Genomic DNA, 21,796 nt, shown 5'->3' with positions numbered 1-21,796 from the left:
CGGCGCCCCGGTCCCCTAACCCGCGACAGACAGGAACAGGAAGCATCATGGCTACTACCCCCTCCGACAATCCGCTCCTCGACTTCACCGGACTGCCGCGCTTTGGCGAAATCCGCCCCGAGCACGTCACGCCCGCGCTCGACGTCCTGCTCGCGAACGCGAAGGCCGCGGTCGAACGCGCCGCGCAACCCATGACGCCCGCGCAATGGAGCGACGTGGTCGAGCCGGTCGAACGCGCCAGCGAGCCGCTTTCGCGCGCCTGGGGCGTGGTTGGCCATCTGAACGCCGTCGCCGACACGCCGGAACTGCGTGCCGCCCACGGCGAGAACCTGCCGCGCGTGACGGAATTCTGGTCGAGCGTCGGCCAGAATCTCGAGCTTTTCAGGAAGTACAAGGCCATCACGAATCACAACTCGTTCGAGCTGCTCTCGGGCGAGCGCAAGAAGATCCTCGACAATTCGCTGCGCGACTTCCGCCTCTCCGGGGCCGAATTGCCCGAAGACCAGAAGCCGCGCTTCGCCGAACTGCAGGAGCGCCAGGCCGCACTCGCCAAAGCCTTCTCCGACCATGTGCTCGACGCGACCAATGGCTACGCGTTCTACGCAACCAAAGAAGCCGATCTCGCGGGCCTGCCCGAGGACGTGATCGCCGCCGCGCGCGAAGCCGCCGAGCGCGAGAACAAGGAAGGCTGGAAGTTCACGCTGCACTTCCCCTCGTACTTCCCGGTGCTGCAGTACTCGGAAAACCGCGCGATGCGCGAGACGATGTACCGCGCCTACGTCACGCGCGCGTCCGAACTCGGCCCCGTCTACGGCGGCGGCAAGGCCGAATGGGACAATACGGCGATCATCGAGGAGCAACTGAAGCTGCGCGCCGAAGAAGCGCAGATGCTCGGCTACAACAACTTCGCCGAAGTCTCGCTCACGCCGAAGATGGCGGAAACGCCGGCCCAGGTGATGAGCTTCCTCGAAGACCTCGCCACGCGCGCCCGCCCGCACGCCGAAAAGGACTGGGAAGCGCTGCGCGAATTCGCCGCGAGCGAACTGGGCCTCACGCAGATCGAGCCGTGGGACATGGCGTTCGCCGCCGAGCGTCTGCGCCAGAAGCGCTACTCGTTCTCGGAGAACGAGGTGAAGCAGTACTTCCCGGAAGACTTCGTGCTGCAGGGACTGTTCAAGGTCACGGAAACGCTCTTTGGTGTGCGCATCCGCCCGGACAGCGCGCCGGTATGGAATCCCGATGTGCGTTTCTTCCGTGTGGAAAACGCGGACGGCACGCTCGTCGCGCAGTTCTATCTCGACCTCTACGCACGTGAAGGCAAGCGCGGCGGCGCATGGATGGACGACGCCCGCTCGCGCCGCAAGCTCGAAGGCAATGGCGTGCAAACGCCCGTCGCGTATCTCACGTGCAACTTCTCGGCGCCGGTGGGCGGCCGCCCCGCGTGCTTCACGCACGACGAAGTCATTACGCTCTTCCACGAGTTCGGCCACGGCCTGCACCACATGCTCACGCGTGTGGACGAACTGGGCGTGTCGGGCATCAACGGCGTGGAGTGGGATGCCGTCGAACTGCCCTCGCAGTTCATGGAAAACTTCTGCTGGGAATGGGACGTGGTGCGCGAAATGAGCTCGCATGTCGAGACCGCCAGGCCGCTGCCGCGCGAACTCTTCGACAAGATGCTCGCCGCGAAGAACTTCCAGAGCGGTCTCGGCACGCTGCGCCAGATCGTATTCTCGATGTTCGACATGGCGCTGCACGTGGACTTCGACGCTTCGAAGGGCAAGAGCGCGAACGACCTGGCGCGCGAGATCAACGAGCGTTACCACGTGATTCCGCAGGCGCCGTTCTCGCGCTGGCCGAACACGTTCAGCCATATCTTCGCGGGCGGCTACGCGGCCGGCTACTACAGCTACAAGTGGGCCGAAGTGCTTTCCGCCGATGCCTATGCCGCCTTCGAGGAAGCCGCGCAAGCCGCGAAGTCGAGCGTGCTCGACGAAGCGACCGGCACGCGCTACCGCAAGGAAATTCTGGAGGTGGGCGGCAGCCGCCCGGCGATGGAGTCGTTCAAGGCCTTCCGCGGCCGCGAGCCGAACATCGACGCGCTGCTGCGCCACAACGGCATGGAGCAGCCGCCGGCACAGCAATGACCGTGTGACTCGCTCGTAAGCGATCCCAACTAAAACCGCGCATGGGTGTGCAACCCATGCGCGGTTTTTTATCGCCTCGCGTTTTATCGATGCAGCCTGAAATCGACGCTTGGCGGCCGTCCGTCGAGCGAGAGCGCCGCGCGCTGCGCGGGCTGCCGGCTCACCACCCTGCCCCGGCTCACGACCGCCACGCGCGCCGCGCGCAGCCGGATCGCCTCGACGGGATCGCGCGCGTCGAGCACCACGAGGTTCGCCGCGCAGCCGAGCGCGACGCCGTAGCCTTCCAGGCCGAGGATCGCCGCGGCATTCACGGTCACCGCGTCGAAGCAGGCGCGCGAGGCGCCGGTGCCCGTCATTTGCGCGACATGCAGGCCCATGTGCGCGACTTCGAGCATGTCGCCCGAGCCGAAGCTGTACCACGGGTCCATCACGCAGTCGTGGCCGAACGCGACGGTCACGCCTGCCGCCATCAACTCGGGCACGCGCGTCATGCCGCGGCGCTTGGGGTAGGTATCGGCGCGCCCTTGCAGCGTGATATTGATGAGCGGATTCGCAATCGCCGCGACACCGGACTCGCGCATGAGCGGGATCAGCTTGCTCACGTAGTAGTTGTCCATCGAATGCATCGACGTGAGATGCGAGCCGGCCACGCGCCCATGCATGCCCAGCCGGTGCGTTTGCGCCGCGAGCGTTTCGATGTGGCGCGAGAGCGGGTCGTCGGATTCGTCGCAATGCATGTCCACGCGCAGGCCCTTGTCGGCGGCGAACTCGCAGAGCAGGCGCACCGATTCGGCACCTTCGGCCATCGTGCGCTCGAAGTGGGGAATGCCGCCCACCACGTCAACGCCCATCGCGATCGCGCGCTTGAGATTGTCGAAGGCACCGGGGCTGCGCAATACGCCATCCTGCGGAAACGCCACGAGCTGAAGATCGAGATACGGCGCGACGCAGCGCTTCACTTCGAGCAGCGCTTCGACCGCGAGCAGCCGCGCGTCGCACACATCGACGTGCGAGCGGATCGCGAGCAGTCCGCGCGCAACGGCCCAGTCGCAGTACTGCAGCGCGCGCTCGACGAGCGCCTCCTGCGTGAGATGCGGCTTGAGCTCGCCCCACAGCGCGATACCCTCCAGCAGCGTGCCCGACGCGTTCACGCGCGGCAGGCCATACGAGAGCGTGGCGTCCATGTGAAAATGCGCGTCGACGAACGGCGCGCTCACGAGCGCACCCGCGGCATCGATCTCCTCGCGCGCTGCCGATGCGAGATGCGGTTCCACGGCCGTAATGCGCCCGGCCTCGATGCCGATATCCACCGTGGGATATCCGGCGGGATGCGCATGCGCGAGCACCGCGCGGCGAATGATCAGGTCCATCTGCGGCTCCTTGTTCTGGCGTAGCGGCGTGGCACTTTCGTTTTGACCCGCATCGATTCTATCGGCGCCAGAATGACGCCGCCAGCGGCATGGCCCGCCTCCACGCGAAAGCGTCACACGAGCGCGATCAGGCCGTCGTCTTCCGCGGGATCGTCGTCGAAGAGCGCGAACTGACCGCGCAGCGCGGGGTTCTCCTCTTCGAGCCGCACGCCCACGCCGAGCAGACGCACCGCCAGCTTGCGCCGCGCAAGCCCTTTTTCGAGCATCAGCAAGAGGGTACGCACGTCGGTGGCATCGGCCACGCACTCGACCGTCGTGCGCTGAAAGTTAGCGAAGCGGATCTTCACGAAGAGCTTGCGCACCGCGTGCGCGCAACCCGCCCGCTCGATGCGCGCATCGAGCTGCAGCGCAAGACGCTTGAGCTCCTCGCTGCACGCTTCGAGCGTGAGCAGATCGTTCACGTAAGTCGTCTCGACGCTCACCGACTTGCGCTCCTGATCGGCGCGCACGGGCCGGTCGTCCATGCCGCGCGCGAGTTCGTAGAGCCGCTTGCCGAACACGCCGAAATGCCGATGCAGATCGAACAGCGACCACGTGCGCAGTTGCGCGCAGGTGGCGAGCCCGAGGCTTTCGAGCTTCGCCGCCGTGACCTTGCCGACGCCGTGAATCTTGCGCACGGGCAGCGCGGCGACGAAGGCATCGACTTCAGGCGGCCGCACGACGAAGAGGCCATCGGGCTTGTTCCAGTCCGAGGCGATCTTGGCGATGAACTTGTTCGGCGCGACGCCGGCCGATACCGTCACGCCCACGGTTTCGCGCACGCGCGCGCGAATTTCCTCGGCGATCAGCGTCGCGCTGCCCTTGCAGCGCGAGGCGCGCGTGACGTCGAGATAGGCTTCGTCGAGCGAGAGCGGTTCGACGTCGGGCGTGTAGTCGCGGTAGATCGCCATGATCGCGCGCGAGGCGGTGCGGTACTTCTCCATCGCCGTGGGCAGGATCAGCAGCTCGGGACACTTGCGCATGGCGAGCGCCGACGACATCGCCGAATGAATGCCGAAGCGCCGCGCCTCGTAGTTGCAGGTGGCGATCACGCCGCGCTGGTCGGGCCGTCCGCCCACCGCGAGCGGACGGCCGCGCAATGAGGGGTCGTCGCGCATTTCGACCGACGCGTAAAAGCAGTCGCAGTCGCAATGGATGATCTTGCGGGCGGCGGCGAGTGCCGCGGCGGAGCGCCCGGGGGCGGGCGCAGGCGGCGGCGCGAGGTCGGAAGAAGGCGCGTTCACGGTCCCGATACTGTACAAAAACACAGTGCCATTTTCAAGGCAAGTGTCCGTGCCCTTTCTCTGATTCCGTACCGCTTTGCATCGGCTAGACCGTCTCTGGACTGCTGGCTGCGCGGGCCTATACTCGGGCGGACTGAACCGTCCAAGAGGGTAAGGAACGAATCGATGAAAACAATCGCGATGAAAACGATCGGCGTGATTGGCGGGATGAGCTGGGAATCGTCGGCCGAGTATTACCGGCTGCTGAACCGCCACGCGAAGGCGCGTCTGGGCGGCCATCACAACGCGCGCAGCCTGATGGTGACCGTGGACTTCGCGCAGGTCGAAGCGCTCCAGCGCGCAGGCGACTGGGACGCGCTGGGCGCACAGATGGCCGAGGCCGCGCAGCAACTCGAACACGGCGGCGCCGATATCGTGCTGCTCGCGACGAACACGATGCACCGCGTGCGCGCGGCAATCGAGGCGACGATCTCGATCCCCTTTCTGCATATTGCGGACCCGACCGGCCAGGCGTTGCGCGCTGCGGGCTTCACGCGAGCGGGCCTGCTCGGCACGCGCTACACGATGGAACAGGACTTCTACGTGGGACGCTTGCGCGAAGCGCATGGTATCGAAGCGATCGTGCCGGACGAACGGGATCGCGCGGACGTGCATCGCATCATCTACGACGAACTGTGTCACGGCAACGTGGACTCGCAGTCGCGGCGCGTGTATCAGCGCGTGATCGAAGACCTTGCGGCACGCGGCGCGCAGGCGGTCATCCTCGGCTGCACGGAAATCACACTGCTGATCGGGCAAAGCGATTCCGCTCTGCCGGTGTTCGACACTACCGCGTTGCACGCGCAGGCCGCGGTGGATTGGGCGATTGGGGGCGAGACAGGCGCCTCGCGATAGCGCATCGTTTTCGATGCCGCGGAAAACAAAAAACCCGCTCAGAGCGGGTTTATTGATTGGCACGAGGCCTTGCTGCTTAAGACGTTTGGTTGCGGGGGTAGGATTTGAACCTACGACCTTCGGGTTATGAGCCCGACGAGCTGCCAGACTGCTCCACCCCGCGTCCGTCAGAGAAAAGAATTATAGGGTGTGTGGGCCGTTGGGTCAAGGGTCTTTTTCATACGATTGAAACATCACCAGCTTGGACATCGCCAGGCAGGCAGTCATGGCACGAGAATTAGTTCGGAGAACCTGGCAAATCTCGCTGCGCCTGCGCGGACTCCACCAGCGGCCGCAACTCTTCCGCCCAGGCAAGCCACATCTCCTGCGTATGAATGCCCGCCTTGAGGATCGCGTACTGCAACTGCTGCCCGCGCGTGAGCGAAGCCGCGCCAAAATCGCGCCGCTCGATTTCCCGGTACGTCGCGAGCCGCGCGCGATTTTCTTCGATGAGCCGCGCGAGTTCCCCGGCAAGGCCAAGCGGCCCGATCACGGCGTCGGCGCGCAGCTTGAGCAGAAACACGTTGCGCGAATCGAGATCGAGCGCGGTCTCGCGCACCCAGCGCGCCACTTCATCGCGCCCCACCGGCAACACGCAATACACCTTCTTGCGCGACGCCACGGCCGTCTCGTCCTCGATGACCGACACCCACCCCGCTTCGACCATGCGGCCTAGTTCGCGATAGATCTGCTGATGCGTGGCGTGCCAGAAATAGCCGATCGCGCGATCGAAGCGGCGCGCGAGGTCGTAGCCCGACGAAGGCTTTTCCAGCAAGGCGATGAGGATGGCGTGCGGCGTCGACATGCGGCGATTCTAAACCACGCCCCGCCCGATGCCGGATCTGTTGCGGATCGAATTTCCCCTCTATGCAACTGGTTGCATAGATTCGGCACCTTTGCTATGTTTGAGCCTGCCAGCCGGCGCGCACGCCGGCGCATCGAATCACGCGACGGCAGCCGCACCCGGCGGCCGTCTCAGTCCAGGAGATATGGATGTCCCTGCCCGCAGTGCTGCGCCGCGGCCTGTCGATTCCGGTCGTCGGCTCGCCGCTCTTCATCATTTCGAATCCCGATCTCGTGATCGCCCAGTGCAAGGCGGGCGTCGTCGGCTCGTTCCCCGCGCTCAATGCGCGGCCTGAGCACGTGCTGGGCGAATGGCTCGAGCGCATCACCACCGAACTTGCCGAGTACGACGCGAAGCATCCGGATGCCCCGGCGGCGCCCTTCGCCGTCAACCAGATCGTGCACAAGTCGAACGACCGTCTCGAGCACGACCTCGGCGTGTGTGCCCAGTACAAGGTGCCGATCGTCATCACGTCGCTCGGCGCGCGCGAAGAGGTCAACCACGCGATCCACGCGTGGGGCGGCATCGTGCTGCACGACGTCATCAACAACACGTTCGCGAAGAAGGCCATCGAGAAAGGCGCCGACGGCCTGATCGCCGTGGCCGCCGGTGCGGGCGGCCATGCGGGCACGCTCTCGCCGTTCGCCCTCATCCACGAGATTCGCGAGTGGTTCGACGGCCCCCTGCTGCTGTCGGGCGCGATCGGCAACGGCAACGCGATTCTCGCTGCGCAGGCAGCCGGCGCCGATCTCGCCTATATCGGCTCGGCATTCATCGCCACACATGAGGCGAACGCCGTCGACGCCTACAAGCAAATGATCGTCGAAGGCGGCGCGGGCGACATCGTGTACTCGAATCTCTTCACGGGCGTGCACGGCAACTATCTCCGCCAAAGCATCGTGGCAAGCGGCCTCGATCCGGAGGCGCTGCCGCAGTCGGATCCTTCGGCGATGAATTTCGGCTCGACGCGCGTGAAGCCGTGGAAGGATATCTGGGGCTCGGGCCAGGGCATCGGCGCGGTAAAGAGCGTCGTGCCGGCCGCTGAACTCATCGCGCGTTTGAAGCGCGAATACGAGGCGGCGCGCGTGCGTCTGGGCGTGGCCAGCACGCCGCACGCCGAGGAACACGCCTCGCCTTGATGCGCGGCGAGGAGCGGGAGCGATCATGCCGCGTCCGTCTCGCCTCGCGATGAACCGCCGCGTATCATGCGCGCGCCTTTACGCGCGCGATTTCCTCTTCGACATCGCGCAACTGATCCTTGCCGAAGTACATCTGCTCGCCGACGAAGAACGTCGGCGAACCGAACGCGCCGCGCTCGAACGCCGACTGCGTGTTCGCAAGCAGCGCGGCTTTCACATCGGCGTCCTGAATCGACGTTTCGAACGCCATAGCGTCGAGGCCGTCCGCTTCCAGCGCCGCGCGGATCACGGCAGGGTCGTCCATCTTGAGGCCCTCTTCCCACATGTGCGCGAACATGCGGTCCACGTAGCGCTCGAACGTGCCGTTGCGCTGTGCCGCAATCGCGCCGCGCATGATCTGCAACGTGTTCACCGGAAAGTGCGGATTGTGCCGATAGGCGGTCAGCCCATACCGCTCGATGAAGCGCCGCATCTCCAGCATCATGAACTTCTGCTTGTTCTCAACGCCCGCGAACGCCTCGCCCGGCGAGCGATTGCCGCTCAGCTTGAAAAGGCCGCCAAGCAGGATCGGCACATACTCGAAACGCACCTGCTGGCGCGCTTCAATACCGCCGATCACCTTGTGGCACAGGTAAGCGTTAGGACTGCCGAAGTCGAACAGAAACTGCACCTCGATGTCACGCATCTTGTCTCCCCCATGTGAATTTGCGCACCTTTGCCCGGGCGCGCCGACGTCCTAAGATACCTGAAACCGGGCCGCCGTAATCGACAGTGAGACAAGCACCATGACGCAAAAGAAAGCCGTACTGGTAATCGGCGCAGGCGACGCCACCGGAGGCGCCATCGCGCGCCGCTTTGCACGCGAAGGCTACATTGCATGCGTGACGCGCCGCAATGCCGACAGGCTCGCACCGCTCGTGGCGCAAATCGAAGCCGGGGGCGGCGAAGCGCACGCCTTCGGCTCGGACGCGCGCAAGGAAGAGGACATGATCGCGCTCTTCGCGGACATCGAAACGCGCATCGCCCCCATCGAGGCGGCGATCTTCAATATCGGCGCGAACGTGCGCTTCGGCATTACCGAAACCACGGCGCGCGTCTATCACAAGGTCTGGGAAATGGCCTGCTTCGCCGGCTTTCTGATGGGCCGCGAAGCCGCAAAAGTCATGCTGCCGCGCGAGCGCGGTTCGATTTTCTTCACGGGCGCCACCGCGAGCCTGCGCGGCCGCGAAGGGTTCGCCGCGTTCGCGGGCGCAAAGCACGCGCTGCGCGCGCTCGCCCAGTCGATGGCGCGCGAACTCGGACCGCAGGGCATTCACGTCGCCCAGATCATCGTCGATGGCGCGATCGACACCGCGTTCATCCGCGAGAATTTTCCGGAGCGCTACAAGCTCAAGGAACGCGACGGCATCCTGAACCCCGAGCACATCGCCGACGCCTACTGGACGCTGCACCAGCAGCCGCGCGATGCCTGGACGCACGAACTCGATCTGCGGCCGTGGCTGGAGCCATGGTGAGGCGACTGTTGCCCGCTTTGCGAAGCAGGCGATAATGGCGGCGAAGTGCACCGAACGCACACCGTCACCCTATCGAGCCTTACATGAAAATCGCAACGTGGAACGTCAATTCCCTCAAGGTCCGTCTGCAACACGTCATCGACTGGCTCAACGAGAGCAGGACCGACGTGCTCTGCCTCCAGGAACTCAAGCTCACCGACGACAAGTTCCCGCGCGCCGATCTCGAGGCGCACGGCTATCGCAGCTGGTTCGCGGGCCAGAAGACCTATAACGGCGTGGGCATACTCGTGCGCGAAGGCCTGTTCGTCGACGAAGCCACCGTTGTGCGCAACATTCCGGGCTTCGAAGATCCGCAACAGCGCGTGATCGCCACGACCATCGGCGACGTGCGCGTGGTGAGCGCGTATTTTCCCAACGGCCAGGCGCCCGGCACCGAGAAGTTCGCGTACAAGCTGCAATGGCTCGACGCCCTGCACGACTGGCTCGCGCAGGAGATGCAGCGCTACCCGAAGCTCGCGCTGCTCGGCGACTACAACATCGCGCCCGAAGACCGCGACGTGCACGATCCTAAGGCCTGGGAAGGCCAGAACCTCGTCTCGCCCGAAGAACGCGCCCAGTTTCGCCGGCTAATCGAGCTGGGTTTCGTCGATGCGTTCCGCCAGTTCGAGCAGCCCGAAAAGCTCTTCACGTGGTGGGACTATCGCATGTTCGCATTTCGCCGCAACGCGGGCTTGCGCATCGACCATATCCTGCTCTCACCCGCGCTTGCCGGGCATCTCACCGCGTGCGAAGTGGACAAGGTTCCGCGCAAGTGGGAGCAGCCGTCCGATCACACGCCGGTGATCGCCACGCTCGATATGGCGGGCTGAACGCGCGCCTTACCCGTTCCCCGCGAGCGTGGTCCACAGAAAACGATAAACGAGCGCGTCGTACTCCGCGCGCTCGAGCGAATCGCTGCCGGGGCCGTGGCCGCCTTCGGTGTTCTCCAGATACCAGACATTGGCGTGCCCCTGCTGCTCCATGCGCGCGACCATCTTGCGCGCGTGCGAGGGATGCACACGGTCGTCGCTCGTCGAAGTCGTGAACAGCGACGGCGGATATGCGACGCCGGGCTTCACATGGTGGTAAGGCGAATAGGCGGCCAGCGCGCACGATTCTTCGGTATCCTCAGGATCGCCATACTCGTCGATCCATGACGCACCCGCATGCAGCAGCGGATAGCGCTGCATGTCGAGCAGCGGCACTTCGCACACCACCGCGCCGAACAGCTCGGGACGCTGCACCATGCACACGCCTACGAGCAGCCCGCCGTTGCTGCCGCCCTTGATGCCCAACTGCGCTGCGCTCGTATAGCCATCGGCGATCAACCGCTCGGCCACCGCGATGAAGTCGTCGAACGAGCGCTGGCGATGCTCGCGCTGCGCCTCGACGTGCCAGGCGGTGCCGTACTCGCCGCCGCCGCGAATGTGCGCGATCGCCACCACGCCGCCCTGCTCCAGCCAGCCGATGCCCGAGCCCACGAGATATTGCGGCGTGAGCGCGATGGCGAAGCCGCCGTAGCCCGTGAGCAGACACGGCGACGCCTTGCGTGACTCGCCTTCGAGTACGGCCTTCGGGCCGACTACGGTGAACGGTACGCTCGTGCCGTCCGCCGAGCGCGCGTGCGAGCGGATGACCGTAAGCGGCCCGGAATCGAACTGCGTAGGCCAGCGGTCGAGCAATTCCCACTGCTGGAGATCGGTTTGCGCAAGATCGGCGAGCCAGTATTCGGGCGGCAGCAGGTAATCGTCGACGTCGACGAATACCTCGTCGTTGAGCGTGTCTTCGATGGGCGAAACGTCCACCTGCGAGCTCGCACGCGCCGGGAACACCCGCGACTCCCAGCGCCACGCGCCCTCTTCCTGGTGCGGCTGCCAGAGCATCGTGCGGCTCTCTACATCGTCGAGCCAGGAAACGATCAATACGTTCAGCGTATTGGTCCAGTCGCATGCCGACGTAACGGGAGTCGGCGTGAAGAGCGCCGTGAACGCGCGATCGCCTGCGAGGAAGGCGTCCTCGCGAATCGCGAGCAACGCACCGCCCATGTACGTCACGCCCGAAACGGTCCAGTCGAGGCGCGGCTCGAGCAGCAGCCAGCCATGCCATGCGCCCACCGAAACATGGGTAGGCACGTCGTACGCCTGCCAGTCGCCGCGCTCGTCGAGGCGATAGGTGTATGAATCGAAGAAGTCGACGCTGCGCACCACGTCGTGGCGCTGTTCGACCGGATCGTAGTCGCCCTCTACGCTGATGTCGTCGAACTCGCCGCTGAACACGACGGGCGCGTCGGCGAGCGCGGTGCCGCGCGTCCAGCGGCGCACCTCGCGCGGATAGCCCGAGCGCGTGAGCATCTTCTTGCCGCTCTTGCCGCCCGCGTCCCATCCCAGGTACACGGTATCGCGATCGATCCACGAAATGTTGTGCTTGCCTTCCTTCGCGATGGCGAAACCGTCGCCGACGAATTTGCGCTTCACGATATCGAACTCGCGCACGATGACCGCATCGGAGCCGCCATCGGAAAGCTGGATCAGCGCGCGGTCGCCGTCCGGATAGAGGATGTCGATGCCCGCGCACACCCATGGCATGCCCTCTTTCGCGCCGAGCGCGTCGAAGTCGATGAGCGTTTGCCACCGCGGCTTGTGGGCGCGCCAGTCGGCCCAGAGCGCGCGGCGCCACAGGCCCTTGGGATTGTCCTCGTCCTCCCAGAGATCGTAGGCCCACTCCTGCCAGCGGCTCGGGATCACGGGCCGCTCGCGCGGCAGGTAGGCCTGCGCGAGGCGCTTTTCGAGCGCCTCGAAACGCGCACCGCCCTGCCACGCGGCGCGCGTGCGCGCGTTCTGCGCTTCGACCCAGGCCATGACGGCGGGGTCGTCGAGCGATTCGAGCGAAAGGAACGGATCGGCCTCGGCGGGCCAGGGGGAAGTCACGGGCATGATCGGTTGTCGACAGGAAAACAGCGTCGATTATGCCCTGTACGCGCGCCGGCGCACGGCGTGCAGGGCCGGCTCGCGTGGCGCGAGGCCGGCCCGTTGCTCCATGCTAATTCACGCTCATTCCAGATTGAGTTCCTGGATCTTGCGTGTGATGGTGTTGCGGCCGATGCCAAGACGCTCGGCCGCCTCGACCTTGCGTCCGCGCGTAAAGTCGAGCGCCTCGCGGATCACGGCGGCTTCGAAGCGGCGCGAGAGTTCGTCCATGACGTCGGCGCTGTTTTCGCGCAACAGACGCGCGACTTCGGTGCGCAGACCGTTCTCCCACACGCTCAGCGGCGAGACCGCGGCAGCGGCGCCGTTGGACGCGCCGAACGCGGGCGTGCCGAACACCACGCCGCCCGGGACGCCGCCGATTGCGCCGGCCAGGCCCGCGCCGGCCACGGCACCCGCAACCGGCGATACGCCGCCCGCGCCATTGGCCGCCGCGCCCGCTTCGGAAGCAGCCGCAGCATCGGCGAGATGCACCGCCGCGCCCGCCGAGCCGTGCGCAGGCACGAGGTCAGGCGGCAGATCCTTGATCTCGATGGTCTGCGCGGGCGCCATCACGGTAAGCCAGTTCGCGAGATTCTCGAGCTGACGCACATTGCCCGGAAACGGCAGCGACGACATCCACGCAAGCGCCTCGTCGGACACGCGCTTGGGCTCCACGCCCAGCTCGCGCGCGCTTTTCTGGAGGAAGTGGCGCGTGAGCAGCGGAATGTCCTCGCTGCGCTCGCGCAGCGCAGGCAAACGCAAACGGATCACATTGAGCCGGTGATACAGGTCCTCGCGGAACAGCCCCTGGCGCACGCGCGTTTCGAGGTTCTGGTGCGTCGCGGCAATCACGCGCACGTTCGCACGCAGCGGGTTGTGGCCGCCCACGCGGTAGAACTGCCCATCGGAAAGCACACGCAAGAGGCGCGTTTGCAGGTCGAACGGCATGTCGCCGATTTCGTCGAGGAACAGCGTGCCGTTCTCGGCCTGCTCGAAGCGGCCCTGGCGCATGGCCTGCGCGCCGGTGAACGCGCCGCGTTCGTGGCCGAACAATTCGGATTCCAGAAGATCCTTCGGGATCGCCGCGGTGTTCAGCGCGATGAACGGACCGTTCGCGCGTGGGCTATGTCGGTGCAAGGCGCGCGCGACAAGCTCCTTTCCGGTGCCAGACTCGCCCGTGATGAGCACGGTCGCCGCCGAATGCGAAAGCCGCCCGATGGCGCGGAACATGTCCTGCATGGCCGGCGCCTGGCCGAGCATCTCGGGCGCTTCGGCGGGACGCTCGTCCCACTGCTGCTCGCCGCGCATGCTTTCGTCCACGGCGCGGCGAATCAGCTCGACGGCCTTGTCGACGTCGAACGGCTTGGCGAGATACTCGAACGCGCCGCCCTGAAACGCGGCGACTGCGCTGTCGAGGTCGGAGAACGCCGTCATGATGATGACGGGCAAGCCCGGCACGCGCTCACGCACGGTTTGCAGCAGCTCGAGGCCCGAGCCGCCCGGCATGCGGATGTCGGAGACGAGCACCTGCGGGCTGTCGTGATCGAGCGCGCTCGCGGCTTCGCGCACGTTCGAAAAGCTGCGGGTGGCGAAGTTTTCGCGGGCAAGGGCCTTTTCGAGCACCCAGCGTATCGATTGGTCGTCGTCTACTATCCAGATCGGCTTCATAAGATCGGTCAGAAGTCCTGGTGGCGTGCGGTATCGGTAAATCTAAATTCAGGCTTGGCTATCGATTCAACGGATTCAACTATCGAGCGGCAGCAATATCTGAAACTCGGTGTGACCCGGCCGGCTATCCACTTCGATGAGTCCGTCGTGCTGCTGGACGAACGTCTGCGCGAGCGTGAGGCCGAGACCGCTGCCATCCTCGCGTCCGGAGACTAGCGGATAGAAGATGCGGTCGCGAATATCCTCGGGAATGCCGGGTCCGTTGTCAGTGATATGCAAGTCCAGTGCCAGCTTGCACAAGCGTCTGGAAATCGTGACCTTGCGCGCGATGCGCGTGCGCAACTCAATGCGCGCGTCGCCCTGGGAAATGCGTTCGCGCAACGCCTGCGCCGCGTTGCGCACGATGTTCAGCAGTGCCTGGATCAGCTGCTCCTTGTCGCCGCGCAGGTCGGGCACGCTCACGTCATAGTCGCGCTCGATGGTGAGACCGCGCGGGAATTCCGCGAGGATCACGGCGCGCACGCGCTCGCACACTTCGTGAACGTTCACGTCGCCGACGATATGCGGATGCCGGTGCGGCTCCAGCAGCCGGTCGACGAGCGTCTGCAGGCGGTCCGACTCCTTGATGATCACCTGCGTGTACTCGCGCAGTTCGTCGCGCTCCAGCGCGCCGAGTTCGAATTCGAGCAACTGCGCCGCGCCGCGAATACCGCCGAGCGGATTCTTGATCTCGTGCGCGAGATTGCGGATCAGTTGCTTGTTCACGGCCGTGAGGTCGTGAATGCGCTCCTCGCGGTCGCTGCGCAAATGCCGCTCGTTCTCGAAGAGTTCGAGCAGCACGTAATCAGGCGTGCTCTCGAGAAAACCCACGACTACATGCACGTTCAACGGTTCGCGTCCGGGGCGCTCCAGCGAAGCGTCGAGCCGCGTCGCGTGAAAGCGATGCTCGGCGATCGATGCAATCGTCGAGAGCAGTTCGTCCGCGTTCGAGAAGAGATCGGACCACGCCATCTGCGCGAGCTGCCGGCGCGAGAGATCGAGCATCGCCTCCGCCGAAGGGTTCGCGAAGGCGACACGCAGTGTGCGTTTGTCGAGCACGAGCACGACAGTGGGCAGCGCCTCGAAGCCGGCCAGCAGGCCCGACCCGACGAGCGGCGCGTCGTCGGAGAGCGGTTCGGCGTGGCCCTTTCTTGCCTTGATCAGATTCTTGAGCACCATGTTTCAGGCCGGCCGCCATGCGGCGCGCCAGCAACGGTCCTGGTCGTGAGTCCTGGTCAATACGCTGGTCAATTCGCTGGTCAACAAGCGGGGCAATACGCCTCGTCGACGAGCGACCAGGCGGCCCAACGAAAAAGGGACGGCACCGCCGTCCCTTGGAGACCCAACGCGCCCGCGTCCTGCGAGTCGAAGAAACTGAACCGGCGCTTCGCTGTGTAGCATGCAGCGAAGCGCCATCGCCAATTACAGCGAGTAGTACAGTTCGAACTCGACCGGGTGCGTGGTCATACGCACGCGTTGCAGTTCGCTTTCCTTCAGCGCGAGGTACGCGTCGATCATGCCGTCGGTGAACACACCGCCGCGCGTCAGGAACTCGCGATCCTTGTCGAGCGCTTCGAGCGCCTGGTCGAGGCCGGCGCAAACGGTCGGGATCTTTGCATCCTCTTCCGGCGGCAGGTCGTACAGGTTCTTGTCGGCGGCTTCGCCCGGGTGGATTTTGTTCTGCACGCCGTCCAGACCTGCCATCATCAGTGCCGAGAAGCACAGGTACGGGTTGGCGAGCGGATCCGGGAAGCGCGTTTCGATACGGCGGCCCTTCGGGTTCGACACGTGCGGAATACGGATCGATGCCGAACGGTTGCGTGCCGAGTAAGCGAGCTTGACCGGCGCTTCGAAGTGCGGCACGAGACGCTTGTACGAGTTCGTGCCCGGGTTCGTGATGGCGTTCAGCGCGCGAGCGTGCTTGATGATGCCGCCGATGTAGAACAGCGCGAATTCGGACAGACCTGCGTAGCCGTTACCCGCGAACAGGTTCTGGCCATCCTTCCAGATCGACTGGTGAACGTGCATGCCCGAACCGTTGTCGCCGACGACCGGCTTCGGCATGAACGTCGCCGTCTTGCCGTACGTGTGCGCGACGTTGTGGACGATGTACTTCAGTTGCTGCGTCCAGTCCGCGCGCTGAACCAGCGTCGAGAACTTCGTGCCGATTTCGTTCTGGCCCTGGCCCGCCACTTCGTGGTGGTGCACTTCGACCGGAATGCCGATCTGCTCGAGCAGCAGGCACATTTCCGAGCGGATGTCCTGGAACGAGTCGACCGGCGCGACCGGGAAGTAGCCGCCCTTCGTGCCAGGACGGTGACCCGTGTTGCCGCCTTCGATTTCGCGGCCCGACGACCACGGTGCTTCATCCGAGCCGATCTTCACGAAGCAGCCCGACTGATCCGTGTTCCACTGGACCGAATCGAAAATGAAGAATTCCGGCTCCGGGCCGAAGAAGGCGGTGTCGCCGAGGCCCGTGCTCTTCAGGTACGCTTCAGCGCGCTTGGCGAGCGAACGCGGGTCGCGCTCATAGCCCTTGCCGTCGGCCGGCTCGACCACGTCGCAGGTCAGCACGAGCGTCGATTCTTCGTAGAACGGGTCGATGAAGGCCGTGTTCGGGTCCGGCACGAGCAGCATGTCCGAGGCTTCGATGCCCTTCCAGCCGGCAATCGACGAACCGTCAAACGCATGACCCGACTCGAACTTGTCTTCGTCGAATGCCGACAGCGGAACCGAAACGTGCTGCTCCTTGCCGCGCGTGTCCGTGAAGCGGAAGTCGACAAACTTGACGTCTTCGTCCTTGACGAGTTGCATGACGTCGGCCACGGATTTACTCATAACCTATTCTCCTGATTAACGATTTCGGCGAATGCTGCCGCCGTCCCAATCTTGTTGATCCCCGCCGGCCGCCTCCTTCCCGGGTCTGCCCTGCTGACCCTGGTTGGCCGGCTGCGAATCGATCGAGACATATGAAGCAGCTTCCGTGCCATGCATGCGCCAACGTGGCGCAAATCCCTTTCGCGACACGCACTTGGAGTCAAAAATCGTGCGCCGCGCATTTACGGAGCCGCCGGCATGGCGGCTCATCGGCACCAAATTCGTGCAATCCCGAATTTGGCGCGCGAATCCCTCTTCATTATGGTGCAAAATACGTCGTTCGCACCATTTCGATGCATCTCGCCCTTCGTCCGCCCAAAGCATCGCGCGGTGCGGTTTCGCCTTGTCCGGACCTTCCTGCCCACTCCGTCCCCACGCGCTAGAATGGTTTTTTGGTCCAACGCGAAACAGGAGATCCGTTGTCATGAGTACGCTCGAACAGTTGTACGCCCAGGCCGAGAAGCGCCGCGTCGAGAACCAGTTGCCCTACGCGGGCGCGGTATCGCCCGCAGAGGCATTCGAGCTTCTGCAGCTCGACCCGCGCGCGCGCCTCGTCGACGTGCGCACGCGCGCTGAACTCGACTGGGTCGGCCGTCCCGTGGTGGGCGACGGCCAGTATGCGCACGTCGAATGGACCCGCTATCCGGGCGGCGTGCCCAACGCCGAGTTCCTCACCCAGCTCAAGAGCGCCGTGCAAACCGACGCGCCCGTACTGTTCCTGTGCCGCAGCGCCGCGCGCTCCAAGCTCGCCGCCATCGAGGCCGCCAAGGCCGGCTTCACGAAAGCCTATGACCTGCTCGAAGGCTTCGAAGGCGACAAGGACGGCCAGGGACACCGCAAGACCGTTACCGGCTGGTGCTTCCGCGGCCTGCCGTGGATCGGCGCGTAAGACCCGTAAGACCCGCCCCGCTCCGGCCCAACGGGCCACTCTGAGCGCCCCGTGTGACACGCCGATGATGCGCCGCCGGCCCTCGAGCCGCACGCGGCGCACCATCCCCTGCTGATTCAGGAACCGGCGTGCGGCCCGCTGCGGCGCTCGCGATCGGGCGTGCCTTCGCCCGGCGCCGCCGGCTCGACCACGTCGCCGCCAAGCTCGTGCACGCCTTCGCGCAGCTTCACGAAGGCGGCCGCCACGGCCTCGGGCTCCCCTTTCACGCCCAGATCGATATGCCGGCGCGCATAAATGCCGCCGCGCTCCGTATCGCCCACGCTCGGCAGGCTGAACACACGCACGCCCGGAAAATCGCGCTCGATGTGCTCCATGAGCGGCGTGAGCGTCGACTCCGGCAGCTCGAACACGAGCAGCGACTTCTCGGCGTGCGGCGTCTGGTGATGCAGGTGCGCGTACTTCGTGTCGAGCACCCATTCGATCATCGGCCAGGCCATTACCGGGAAACCGGGCACGAAGTAGTGCTCGCGAATCGAAAAACCCGGGATCTTGTTGTAGCCGTTAGGGATGATCTCGCAGCCCTGCGGGAACGTGCCCATCTGGAAGCGATGCAGGTTCTCGGGCGACTGGTAGTTCACGGGATCGGTGCCCGTGTGCATGTCGCGAATACGCTCGCGGATCGCCGCCCCGGCGTCCGGGTGCAGCGCGAGCGGCACGCCCAGCGCCGCGGCCGCACACTGGCGCGTGTGGTCGTCCGGCGTCGCGCCGATGCCGCCCGTCGAAAACACGATGTCGCCCGAAGCGAACGAGCGCCGCAGCGTTTCGGTGATGCGCCCGGGATCGTCGCCCACGTACTGGGCCCACTCGAGCGAGAGGCCGCGCGCGCCGAGCAGTTCGATGACCTTCGGCAGATGCTTGTCCTGGCGGCGTCCGGAGAGAATCTCGTCGCCGATGATGATGACGCCAAATGCCATGTATCGCCTCGCTGGATTGTCTTGATGATTAAGCGTTAGTGCACGATCGTCGCGTCACCGGACGTCTGCTGCACTTCGTGCGTGCGCATGCGCTGCAGCGCGCGCAGGCAGTAGTGCCCGAACCAGAGCGCCGTGAACACCAGAATGAACGCATAGATCCAGATGGTCACCGCCGCGAGCACCGGGAAGAACAGCAGCAGCCACGCGGAGACGGCCCAGATCGCCGTGGGCAGCGAGCCGAGCAGCCCGCTCACCACGCCGATCACGAGCAGCGGCAGGCGGTGGCCGCGCACCAGCGCGCGGCGCTCCTCGACGCTTGCGTGCAGCGCGAGCGCGTCATAGGTCATCACGCGATACGTGAGCCAGCCCCACAGCAGCGGAGGAATGAGCGCGAAGAACGGCGGAATGAGCCAGAGCGGCAGCGTCACGATCATCACGATCAGGCAGACGACAGTCGTGACGAGCGAATAGAACAGGCTGCCGTACCAGCTGCCGCCGCGCCGCATCTCGAGCATTCCGTACTGGCGCTTCGAAAGATGGCGGATCACGCGCGGCATCGAAATCGCGACGATCAGCAGCAGCACCGTGATCACGATGAGCGGAATCGTCAGGATGATGACGAGAAACGGCGCGATCGTCGCGCGCAGCCAGCCGAAGCCGAGCGCGTCGAAGAGATGATAGAGGTAGGCCGTCGACGACCCGTTCGCGAGCGCGCCGCGCATCAGGTCGAGCAGCGGCTGCCAGAACACGTAGAGCACGGCGCCCCACACCGCTGCCGCCACGAGAAACGGCACGAAGGTAAGGAGCAGCATGGCGGGATGGAACACGCTCGCGAGCGCGCGTCCGAACGAGCGCAACAGGTCATTCATGCGAGCGGAATACGGCGAAAAAGACGGGTAGAGAACACGGTGTCGGCGAAATCGGTACGGCCAAGCCGACAGCATAAACCACCGCGCGCACGACGGGTAAGACGGGTACGGGCAAGCGCAAGGACGCCGCGCCGGCCAATCAGGTCACGGTGGCGTCGTCGCGCGCCTCGGCCGGCGCGCTGGCGGCGGCCTGGGAATGCGAACGCAGGCGCCGCGCGATACGGGTAAACGCATATCCCTGCTGCGCCCAGAAGCCTTCGCCATAGCTCACGCCTTCGAGCTGGTCGCGAATGCCCGTGGGCTCGATCTCGCGATTGAACGACGCGCTGCCGAACATCATGTCCCACCAGGGAAACAGCACGCCGAAGTTGCAGCCATAGTGAGTGCCTTCGTGGCCATAGCCGACGGCGTGATGGCGGCGGTGAAAGCGCGGGCTCACCACGAGCCGCTCGCCGAGCCAGCCGAAATGCACGCGAATATTGGCGTGCTGCACGCTCTGCACGAAGTTCGTGAGCGCGACGAGCACCACGAATTGCGCGGGCGGCACGCCGATCACCAGCGCCACGGCGGCAAACATGCACGATTGCCCGATCACGTCGAGCAGATGGTTGCGGTCATCGCACCAGAGCGACATCTTGCGCTGGCTGTGATGCACGGCGTGCAGCTCCCACCAGACGCCGTAGCGATGCGAAAGCCGGTGATACCAGTAGCTGAAGAAGTCGAGCAGCACGAGGTAGATCGCGAACGCCACGAGCGGCTGCGTGGTCACGCCCGGCCAGAGATTGTCGAGGTCCACGGTCTTCACGCCCATGAGCCGCAGCGCGCTCTGCGCACGGTCGAAGAACGGCTGCATCGTGAAAAAGAACAGCAGGTTCAGAATGCCGAGGCGCGTGATCCACGTGTAGAGCGCATCGACGCCCACGCCCTTGCGGTCGCGCCACCTCTCCGCGGGCACGAGCGCTTCGAGGGGGCGCAGCAGCGCGTACATCAGGCCCACTTCGAGCACGCCCACGATCACCCAGTAGAGCGCGTCGTAGGTGTCTTCGTCCACGTCCATCATGCCGACGTGAAAGAGCAGCGGCTGAACGACGTCGATGTAGAGGAGCGTTTGCAGCCAGGAGACGAGGTCGTCTGCCGACGCGACCACCGACTGCCCCGCGTGCGCGACGAAGGCCAGCAACGACGCCACCGTATCCATGCGCGTCCCGCCGCCTCAAGCCCCGTTCGGCGCCGTGACGGGCGCGCGATCGTAGAAGTAGATGCCATGCGGCGAGCGGCCCACGGCAATGGTCTTGATGAGCTTCCTGGTCTGCATGTCGATGAGGCCGATGTGCTTCGCGAAGCGGAACGTCACCCACAGGTAGCGCTTGTCGGCAGTCAGCTCCATGTCGTCGGGGCCGGGCATCAGGCCGCTGATCTCACCGGTCTTTTCGAGCGTTTCTTCGTCGATGATGCTGATGACGTTCGCCACGCGGCTCGACACCAGTACATGGCGGCCGTCCACGAGCGAGCGGAAGTTGTGCGCGGCCTTGCCCACCTCGATCGTCTTGACGATCTTCTGGTTGCGCCAGTCCACCACCGCCACGTAGTCGGCGCCCGTCATGCCGACGAGCAGATACTTGTCGCCGGGCGTGAGCCACAGGCCGGCCGGTGCGGCACCGACCTTCATCTTCCAGAGCACCTTCTGCGTCGGCAGATCGACCGCCGCGATTTCGCCCGATACCTGCAGCGACACGAACACGGTGCGGCTGTCGCTGGTGAACGCCAGGTGGCTCGGCATGGCCGAGAGCGGCAGGCGTTTGGCGAGTGTGATATTGCTGCCGCCCGCGTAGTTGTAGATGTCGAGGCGGTCGAGGCGCAGGCCCGTGGTGACGAACCACTTGCGGTCGGGCGAGAAGCCGAGCTGGTACGGGTCTTCGACGTTTTCGACCCAGCGCTGCGGCTTGCCGGTTTTCGGATCGACGAACAGCAGGTTGTTCGACACCGAGTTCGCGACGATCAGCGAGGTGTTGTCCGGCGTGGGAAAGAGGTGATGCGGTTCCTTGCCCGTGGGCACGGTGCCGACGACTTCGTGCGTCTTGTCGTCGATGAGGCTCAACGTGGCTTCGCCCGAATTGAGGACGATGATGTTGTTCGCATGAGCGGCCGTTGAAGCCAGCGCGGCGAAGGCGAGCGCGACGGCGGCGGCCTTGGCGGCGGCGCGGCTAAAGGTGTTGTTGTTCGGCATGAAGAATCGTTCCCGGGC

19 protein-coding genes and 1 tRNA gene are annotated in these 21,796 nt (G+C 65.1%); 6 read left to right on the top strand and 14 right to left on the bottom strand.

The window, feature by feature from the left end; translation table 11 throughout:
- Positions 1 to 47 precede the first annotated feature (47 nt).
- Entirely contained in the window at positions 48 to 2,147 is a 2,100-nt protein-coding gene (locus C7411_RS06775; protein WP_110383950.1) for a M3 family metallopeptidase, read from the top strand.
- A gap of 83 nt (positions 2,148 to 2,230) precedes the next feature.
- On the opposite strand, the gene C7411_RS06770 is transcribed toward C7411_RS06775, so the two are convergent.
- Positions 2,231 to 3,517 (bottom strand): amidohydrolase family protein, encoded by a 1,287-nt coding sequence (locus C7411_RS06770; protein ID WP_110383949.1) that lies wholly within the window; start codon positions 3,515 to 3,517, stop codon positions 2,231 to 2,233.
- A gap of 113 nt (positions 3,518 to 3,630) precedes the next feature.
- Positions 3,631 to 4,800: a DNA polymerase IV gene (gene dinB / locus C7411_RS06765; RefSeq protein WP_165822759.1), complete on the bottom strand. Its 1,170-nt coding sequence runs from the start codon at positions 4,798 to 4,800 to the stop codon at positions 3,631 to 3,633.
- 180 nt (positions 4,801 to 4,980) lie between these two features.
- Between dinB and C7411_RS36945 the strand changes: the two genes are divergently transcribed.
- Entirely contained in the window at positions 4,981 to 5,694 is a 714-nt protein-coding gene (locus C7411_RS36945; protein WP_133253620.1) for an aspartate/glutamate racemase family protein, read from the top strand.
- Between the two features lie 86 nt (positions 5,695 to 5,780).
- On the opposite strand, the gene C7411_RS06760 is transcribed toward C7411_RS36945, so the two are convergent.
- Positions 5,781 to 5,857 (bottom strand) — tRNA-Met (locus C7411_RS06760).
- Positions 5,858 to 5,971: 114 nt separating this feature from the next.
- A complete protein-coding gene (locus tag C7411_RS06755) occupies positions 5,972 to 6,538 on the bottom strand; it encodes a PadR family transcriptional regulator (RefSeq protein ID WP_110383947.1) in 567 nt (188 codons plus the stop codon).
- Positions 6,539 to 6,726: 188 nt separating this feature from the next.
- Between C7411_RS06755 and C7411_RS06750 the strand changes: the two genes are divergently transcribed.
- Complete coding sequence (locus C7411_RS06750; protein ID WP_110383946.1) at positions 6,727 to 7,716, top strand: NAD(P)H-dependent flavin oxidoreductase; 990 nt, start codon at positions 6,727 to 6,729, stop codon at positions 7,714 to 7,716.
- A 64-nt stretch (positions 7,717 to 7,780) separates the two neighbouring features.
- Here the strand turns inward: C7411_RS06750 and C7411_RS06745 are convergent, their stop codons facing one another.
- Positions 7,781 to 8,401: a 2-hydroxychromene-2-carboxylate isomerase gene (locus C7411_RS06745; RefSeq protein ID WP_110383945.1), complete on the bottom strand. Its 621-nt coding sequence runs from the start codon at positions 8,399 to 8,401 to the stop codon at positions 7,781 to 7,783.
- Positions 8,402 to 8,501: 100 nt separating this feature from the next.
- On the opposite strand from C7411_RS06745, the gene C7411_RS06740 reads away from it, so the two are divergent.
- Positions 8,502 to 9,230, top strand: coding sequence for an SDR family oxidoreductase (locus tag C7411_RS06740; RefSeq protein ID WP_110383944.1), 729 nt, complete (start codon positions 8,502 to 8,504; stop codon positions 9,228 to 9,230).
- A gap of 83 nt (positions 9,231 to 9,313) precedes the next feature.
- On the top strand, positions 9,314 to 10,099 hold the full coding sequence (xth, locus tag C7411_RS06735; RefSeq protein WP_110383943.1) for an exodeoxyribonuclease III: 786 nt from the start codon (positions 9,314 to 9,316) through the stop codon (positions 10,097 to 10,099).
- Between the two features lie 9 nt (positions 10,100 to 10,108).
- Here xth and C7411_RS06730 read toward each other — a convergent pair whose 3' ends face one another.
- From C7411_RS06730 to C7411_RS36940, 5 genes are all read right to left on the bottom strand, one after another.
- Positions 10,109 to 12,202 carry a prolyl oligopeptidase family serine peptidase gene (locus tag C7411_RS06730; protein ID WP_110383942.1) on the bottom strand — a complete coding sequence of 698 codons (2,094 nt, stop codon included), beginning with the start codon at positions 12,200 to 12,202 and terminating at the stop codon, positions 10,109 to 10,111.
- Between the two features lie 117 nt (positions 12,203 to 12,319).
- Entirely contained in the window at positions 12,320 to 13,903 is a 1,584-nt protein-coding gene (ntrC, locus tag C7411_RS06725; RefSeq protein WP_110383941.1) for a nitrogen regulation protein NR(I), read from the bottom strand.
- A 75-nt stretch (positions 13,904 to 13,978) separates the two neighbouring features.
- Positions 13,979 to 15,121 (bottom strand): nitrogen regulation protein NR(II), encoded by a 1,143-nt coding sequence (gene glnL, locus C7411_RS06720; protein WP_110383940.1) that lies wholly within the window; start codon positions 15,119 to 15,121, stop codon positions 13,979 to 13,981.
- Positions 15,122 to 15,364: 243 nt separating this feature from the next.
- Positions 15,365 to 16,780: a type I glutamate--ammonia ligase gene (gene glnA, locus C7411_RS06715; protein WP_110383939.1), complete on the bottom strand. Its 1,416-nt coding sequence runs from the start codon at positions 16,778 to 16,780 to the stop codon at positions 15,365 to 15,367.
- A gap of 15 nt (positions 16,781 to 16,795) precedes the next feature.
- Positions 16,796 to 17,245 carry a hypothetical protein gene (locus C7411_RS36940; protein WP_133253619.1) on the bottom strand — a complete coding sequence of 150 codons (450 nt, stop codon included), beginning with the start codon at positions 17,243 to 17,245 and terminating at the stop codon, positions 16,796 to 16,798.
- On the opposite strand from C7411_RS36940, the gene C7411_RS06710 reads away from it, so the two are divergent.
- Positions 17,244 to 17,708, top strand: coding sequence for a rhodanese-like domain-containing protein (locus C7411_RS06710; RefSeq protein ID WP_110383938.1), 465 nt, complete (start codon positions 17,244 to 17,246; stop codon positions 17,706 to 17,708). The genes C7411_RS36940 and C7411_RS06710 overlap by 2 nt on opposite strands.
- Positions 17,709 to 17,824: 116 nt before the next feature.
- On the opposite strand, the gene C7411_RS06705 is transcribed toward C7411_RS06710, so the two are convergent.
- The 4 genes from C7411_RS06705 to C7411_RS06690 all read right to left on the bottom strand — a co-directional run bounded on the left by C7411_RS06705 (position 17,825) and on the right by C7411_RS06690 (position 21,778).
- Positions 17,825 to 18,682: a competence/damage-inducible protein A gene (locus tag C7411_RS06705; RefSeq protein WP_110383937.1), complete on the bottom strand. Its 858-nt coding sequence runs from the start codon at positions 18,680 to 18,682 to the stop codon at positions 17,825 to 17,827.
- Between the two features lie 35 nt (positions 18,683 to 18,717).
- Positions 18,718 to 19,551, bottom strand: a complete 834-nt coding sequence (locus tag C7411_RS06700) for an EI24 domain-containing protein (protein ID WP_110383936.1) — start codon at positions 19,549 to 19,551, stop codon at positions 18,718 to 18,720.
- A 139-nt stretch (positions 19,552 to 19,690) separates the two neighbouring features.
- Positions 19,691 to 20,698, bottom strand: coding sequence for a sterol desaturase family protein (locus C7411_RS06695; protein ID WP_373682578.1), 1,008 nt, complete (start codon positions 20,696 to 20,698; stop codon positions 19,691 to 19,693).
- A gap of 66 nt (positions 20,699 to 20,764) precedes the next feature.
- Positions 20,765 to 21,778, bottom strand: coding sequence for a YVTN family beta-propeller repeat protein (locus C7411_RS06690; RefSeq protein ID WP_110383934.1), 1,014 nt, complete (start codon positions 21,776 to 21,778; stop codon positions 20,765 to 20,767).
- Positions 21,779 to 21,796: the final 18 nt, after the last annotated feature.

The organism is Paraburkholderia silvatlantica, assembly GCF_003096715.1.
In the GTDB taxonomy this organism is placed as follows: Bacteria; Pseudomonadota; Gammaproteobacteria; order Burkholderiales; family Burkholderiaceae; genus Paraburkholderia; species Paraburkholderia silvatlantica.
This window is presented reverse-complemented; position numbering and strand designations above follow the sequence as displayed.

What these genes read in the sequence shown, in the direction of transcription:
- C7411_RS06775 (WP_110383950.1), top strand. Translation starts at nt 48, where the DNA reads ATGGCTACTACCCCCTCCGACAATCCGCTCCTCGACTTCACCGGACTG.
- C7411_RS06770 (WP_110383949.1), bottom strand. Translation starts at nt 3,517, where the DNA reads ATGGACCTGATCATTCGCCGCGCGGTGCTCGCGCATGCGCATCCCGCC.
- C7411_RS36945 (WP_133253620.1), top strand. Translation starts at nt 4,981, where the DNA reads ATGAAAACGATCGGCGTGATTGGCGGGATGAGCTGGGAATCGTCGGCC.
- C7411_RS06755 (WP_110383947.1), bottom strand. Translation starts at nt 6,538, where the DNA reads ATGTCGACGCCGCACGCCATCCTCATCGCCTTGCTGGAAAAGCCTTCG.
- C7411_RS06750 (WP_110383946.1), top strand. Translation starts at nt 6,727, where the DNA reads ATGTCCCTGCCCGCAGTGCTGCGCCGCGGCCTGTCGATTCCGGTCGTC.
- C7411_RS06745 (WP_110383945.1), bottom strand. Translation starts at nt 8,401, where the DNA reads ATGCGTGACATCGAGGTGCAGTTTCTGTTCGACTTCGGCAGTCCTAAC.
- C7411_RS06740 (WP_110383944.1), top strand. Translation starts at nt 8,502, where the DNA reads ATGACGCAAAAGAAAGCCGTACTGGTAATCGGCGCAGGCGACGCCACC.
- xth (WP_110383943.1), top strand. Translation starts at nt 9,314, where the DNA reads ATGAAAATCGCAACGTGGAACGTCAATTCCCTCAAGGTCCGTCTGCAA.
- C7411_RS06730 (WP_110383942.1), bottom strand. Translation starts at nt 12,202, where the DNA reads ATGCCCGTGACTTCCCCCTGGCCCGCCGAGGCCGATCCGTTCCTTTCG.
- ntrC (WP_110383941.1), bottom strand. Translation starts at nt 13,903, where the DNA reads ATGAAGCCGATCTGGATAGTAGACGACGACCAATCGATACGCTGGGTG.
- glnL (WP_110383940.1), bottom strand. Translation starts at nt 15,121, where the DNA reads ATGGTGCTCAAGAATCTGATCAAGGCAAGAAAGGGCCACGCCGAACCG.
- glnA (WP_110383939.1), bottom strand. Translation starts at nt 16,780, where the DNA reads ATGAGTAAATCCGTGGCCGACGTCATGCAACTCGTCAAGGACGAAGAC.
- C7411_RS06710 (WP_110383938.1), top strand. Translation starts at nt 17,244, where the DNA reads ATGAGTACGCTCGAACAGTTGTACGCCCAGGCCGAGAAGCGCCGCGTC.
- C7411_RS36940 (WP_133253619.1), bottom strand. Translation starts at nt 17,245, where the DNA reads ATGACAACGGATCTCCTGTTTCGCGTTGGACCAAAAAACCATTCTAGC.
- C7411_RS06705 (WP_110383937.1), bottom strand. Translation starts at nt 18,682, where the DNA reads ATGGCATTTGGCGTCATCATCATCGGCGACGAGATTCTCTCCGGACGC.
- C7411_RS06700 (WP_110383936.1), bottom strand. Translation starts at nt 19,551, where the DNA reads ATGAATGACCTGTTGCGCTCGTTCGGACGCGCGCTCGCGAGCGTGTTC.
- C7411_RS06690 (WP_110383934.1), bottom strand. Translation starts at nt 21,778, where the DNA reads ATGCCGAACAACAACACCTTTAGCCGCGCCGCCGCCAAGGCCGCCGCC.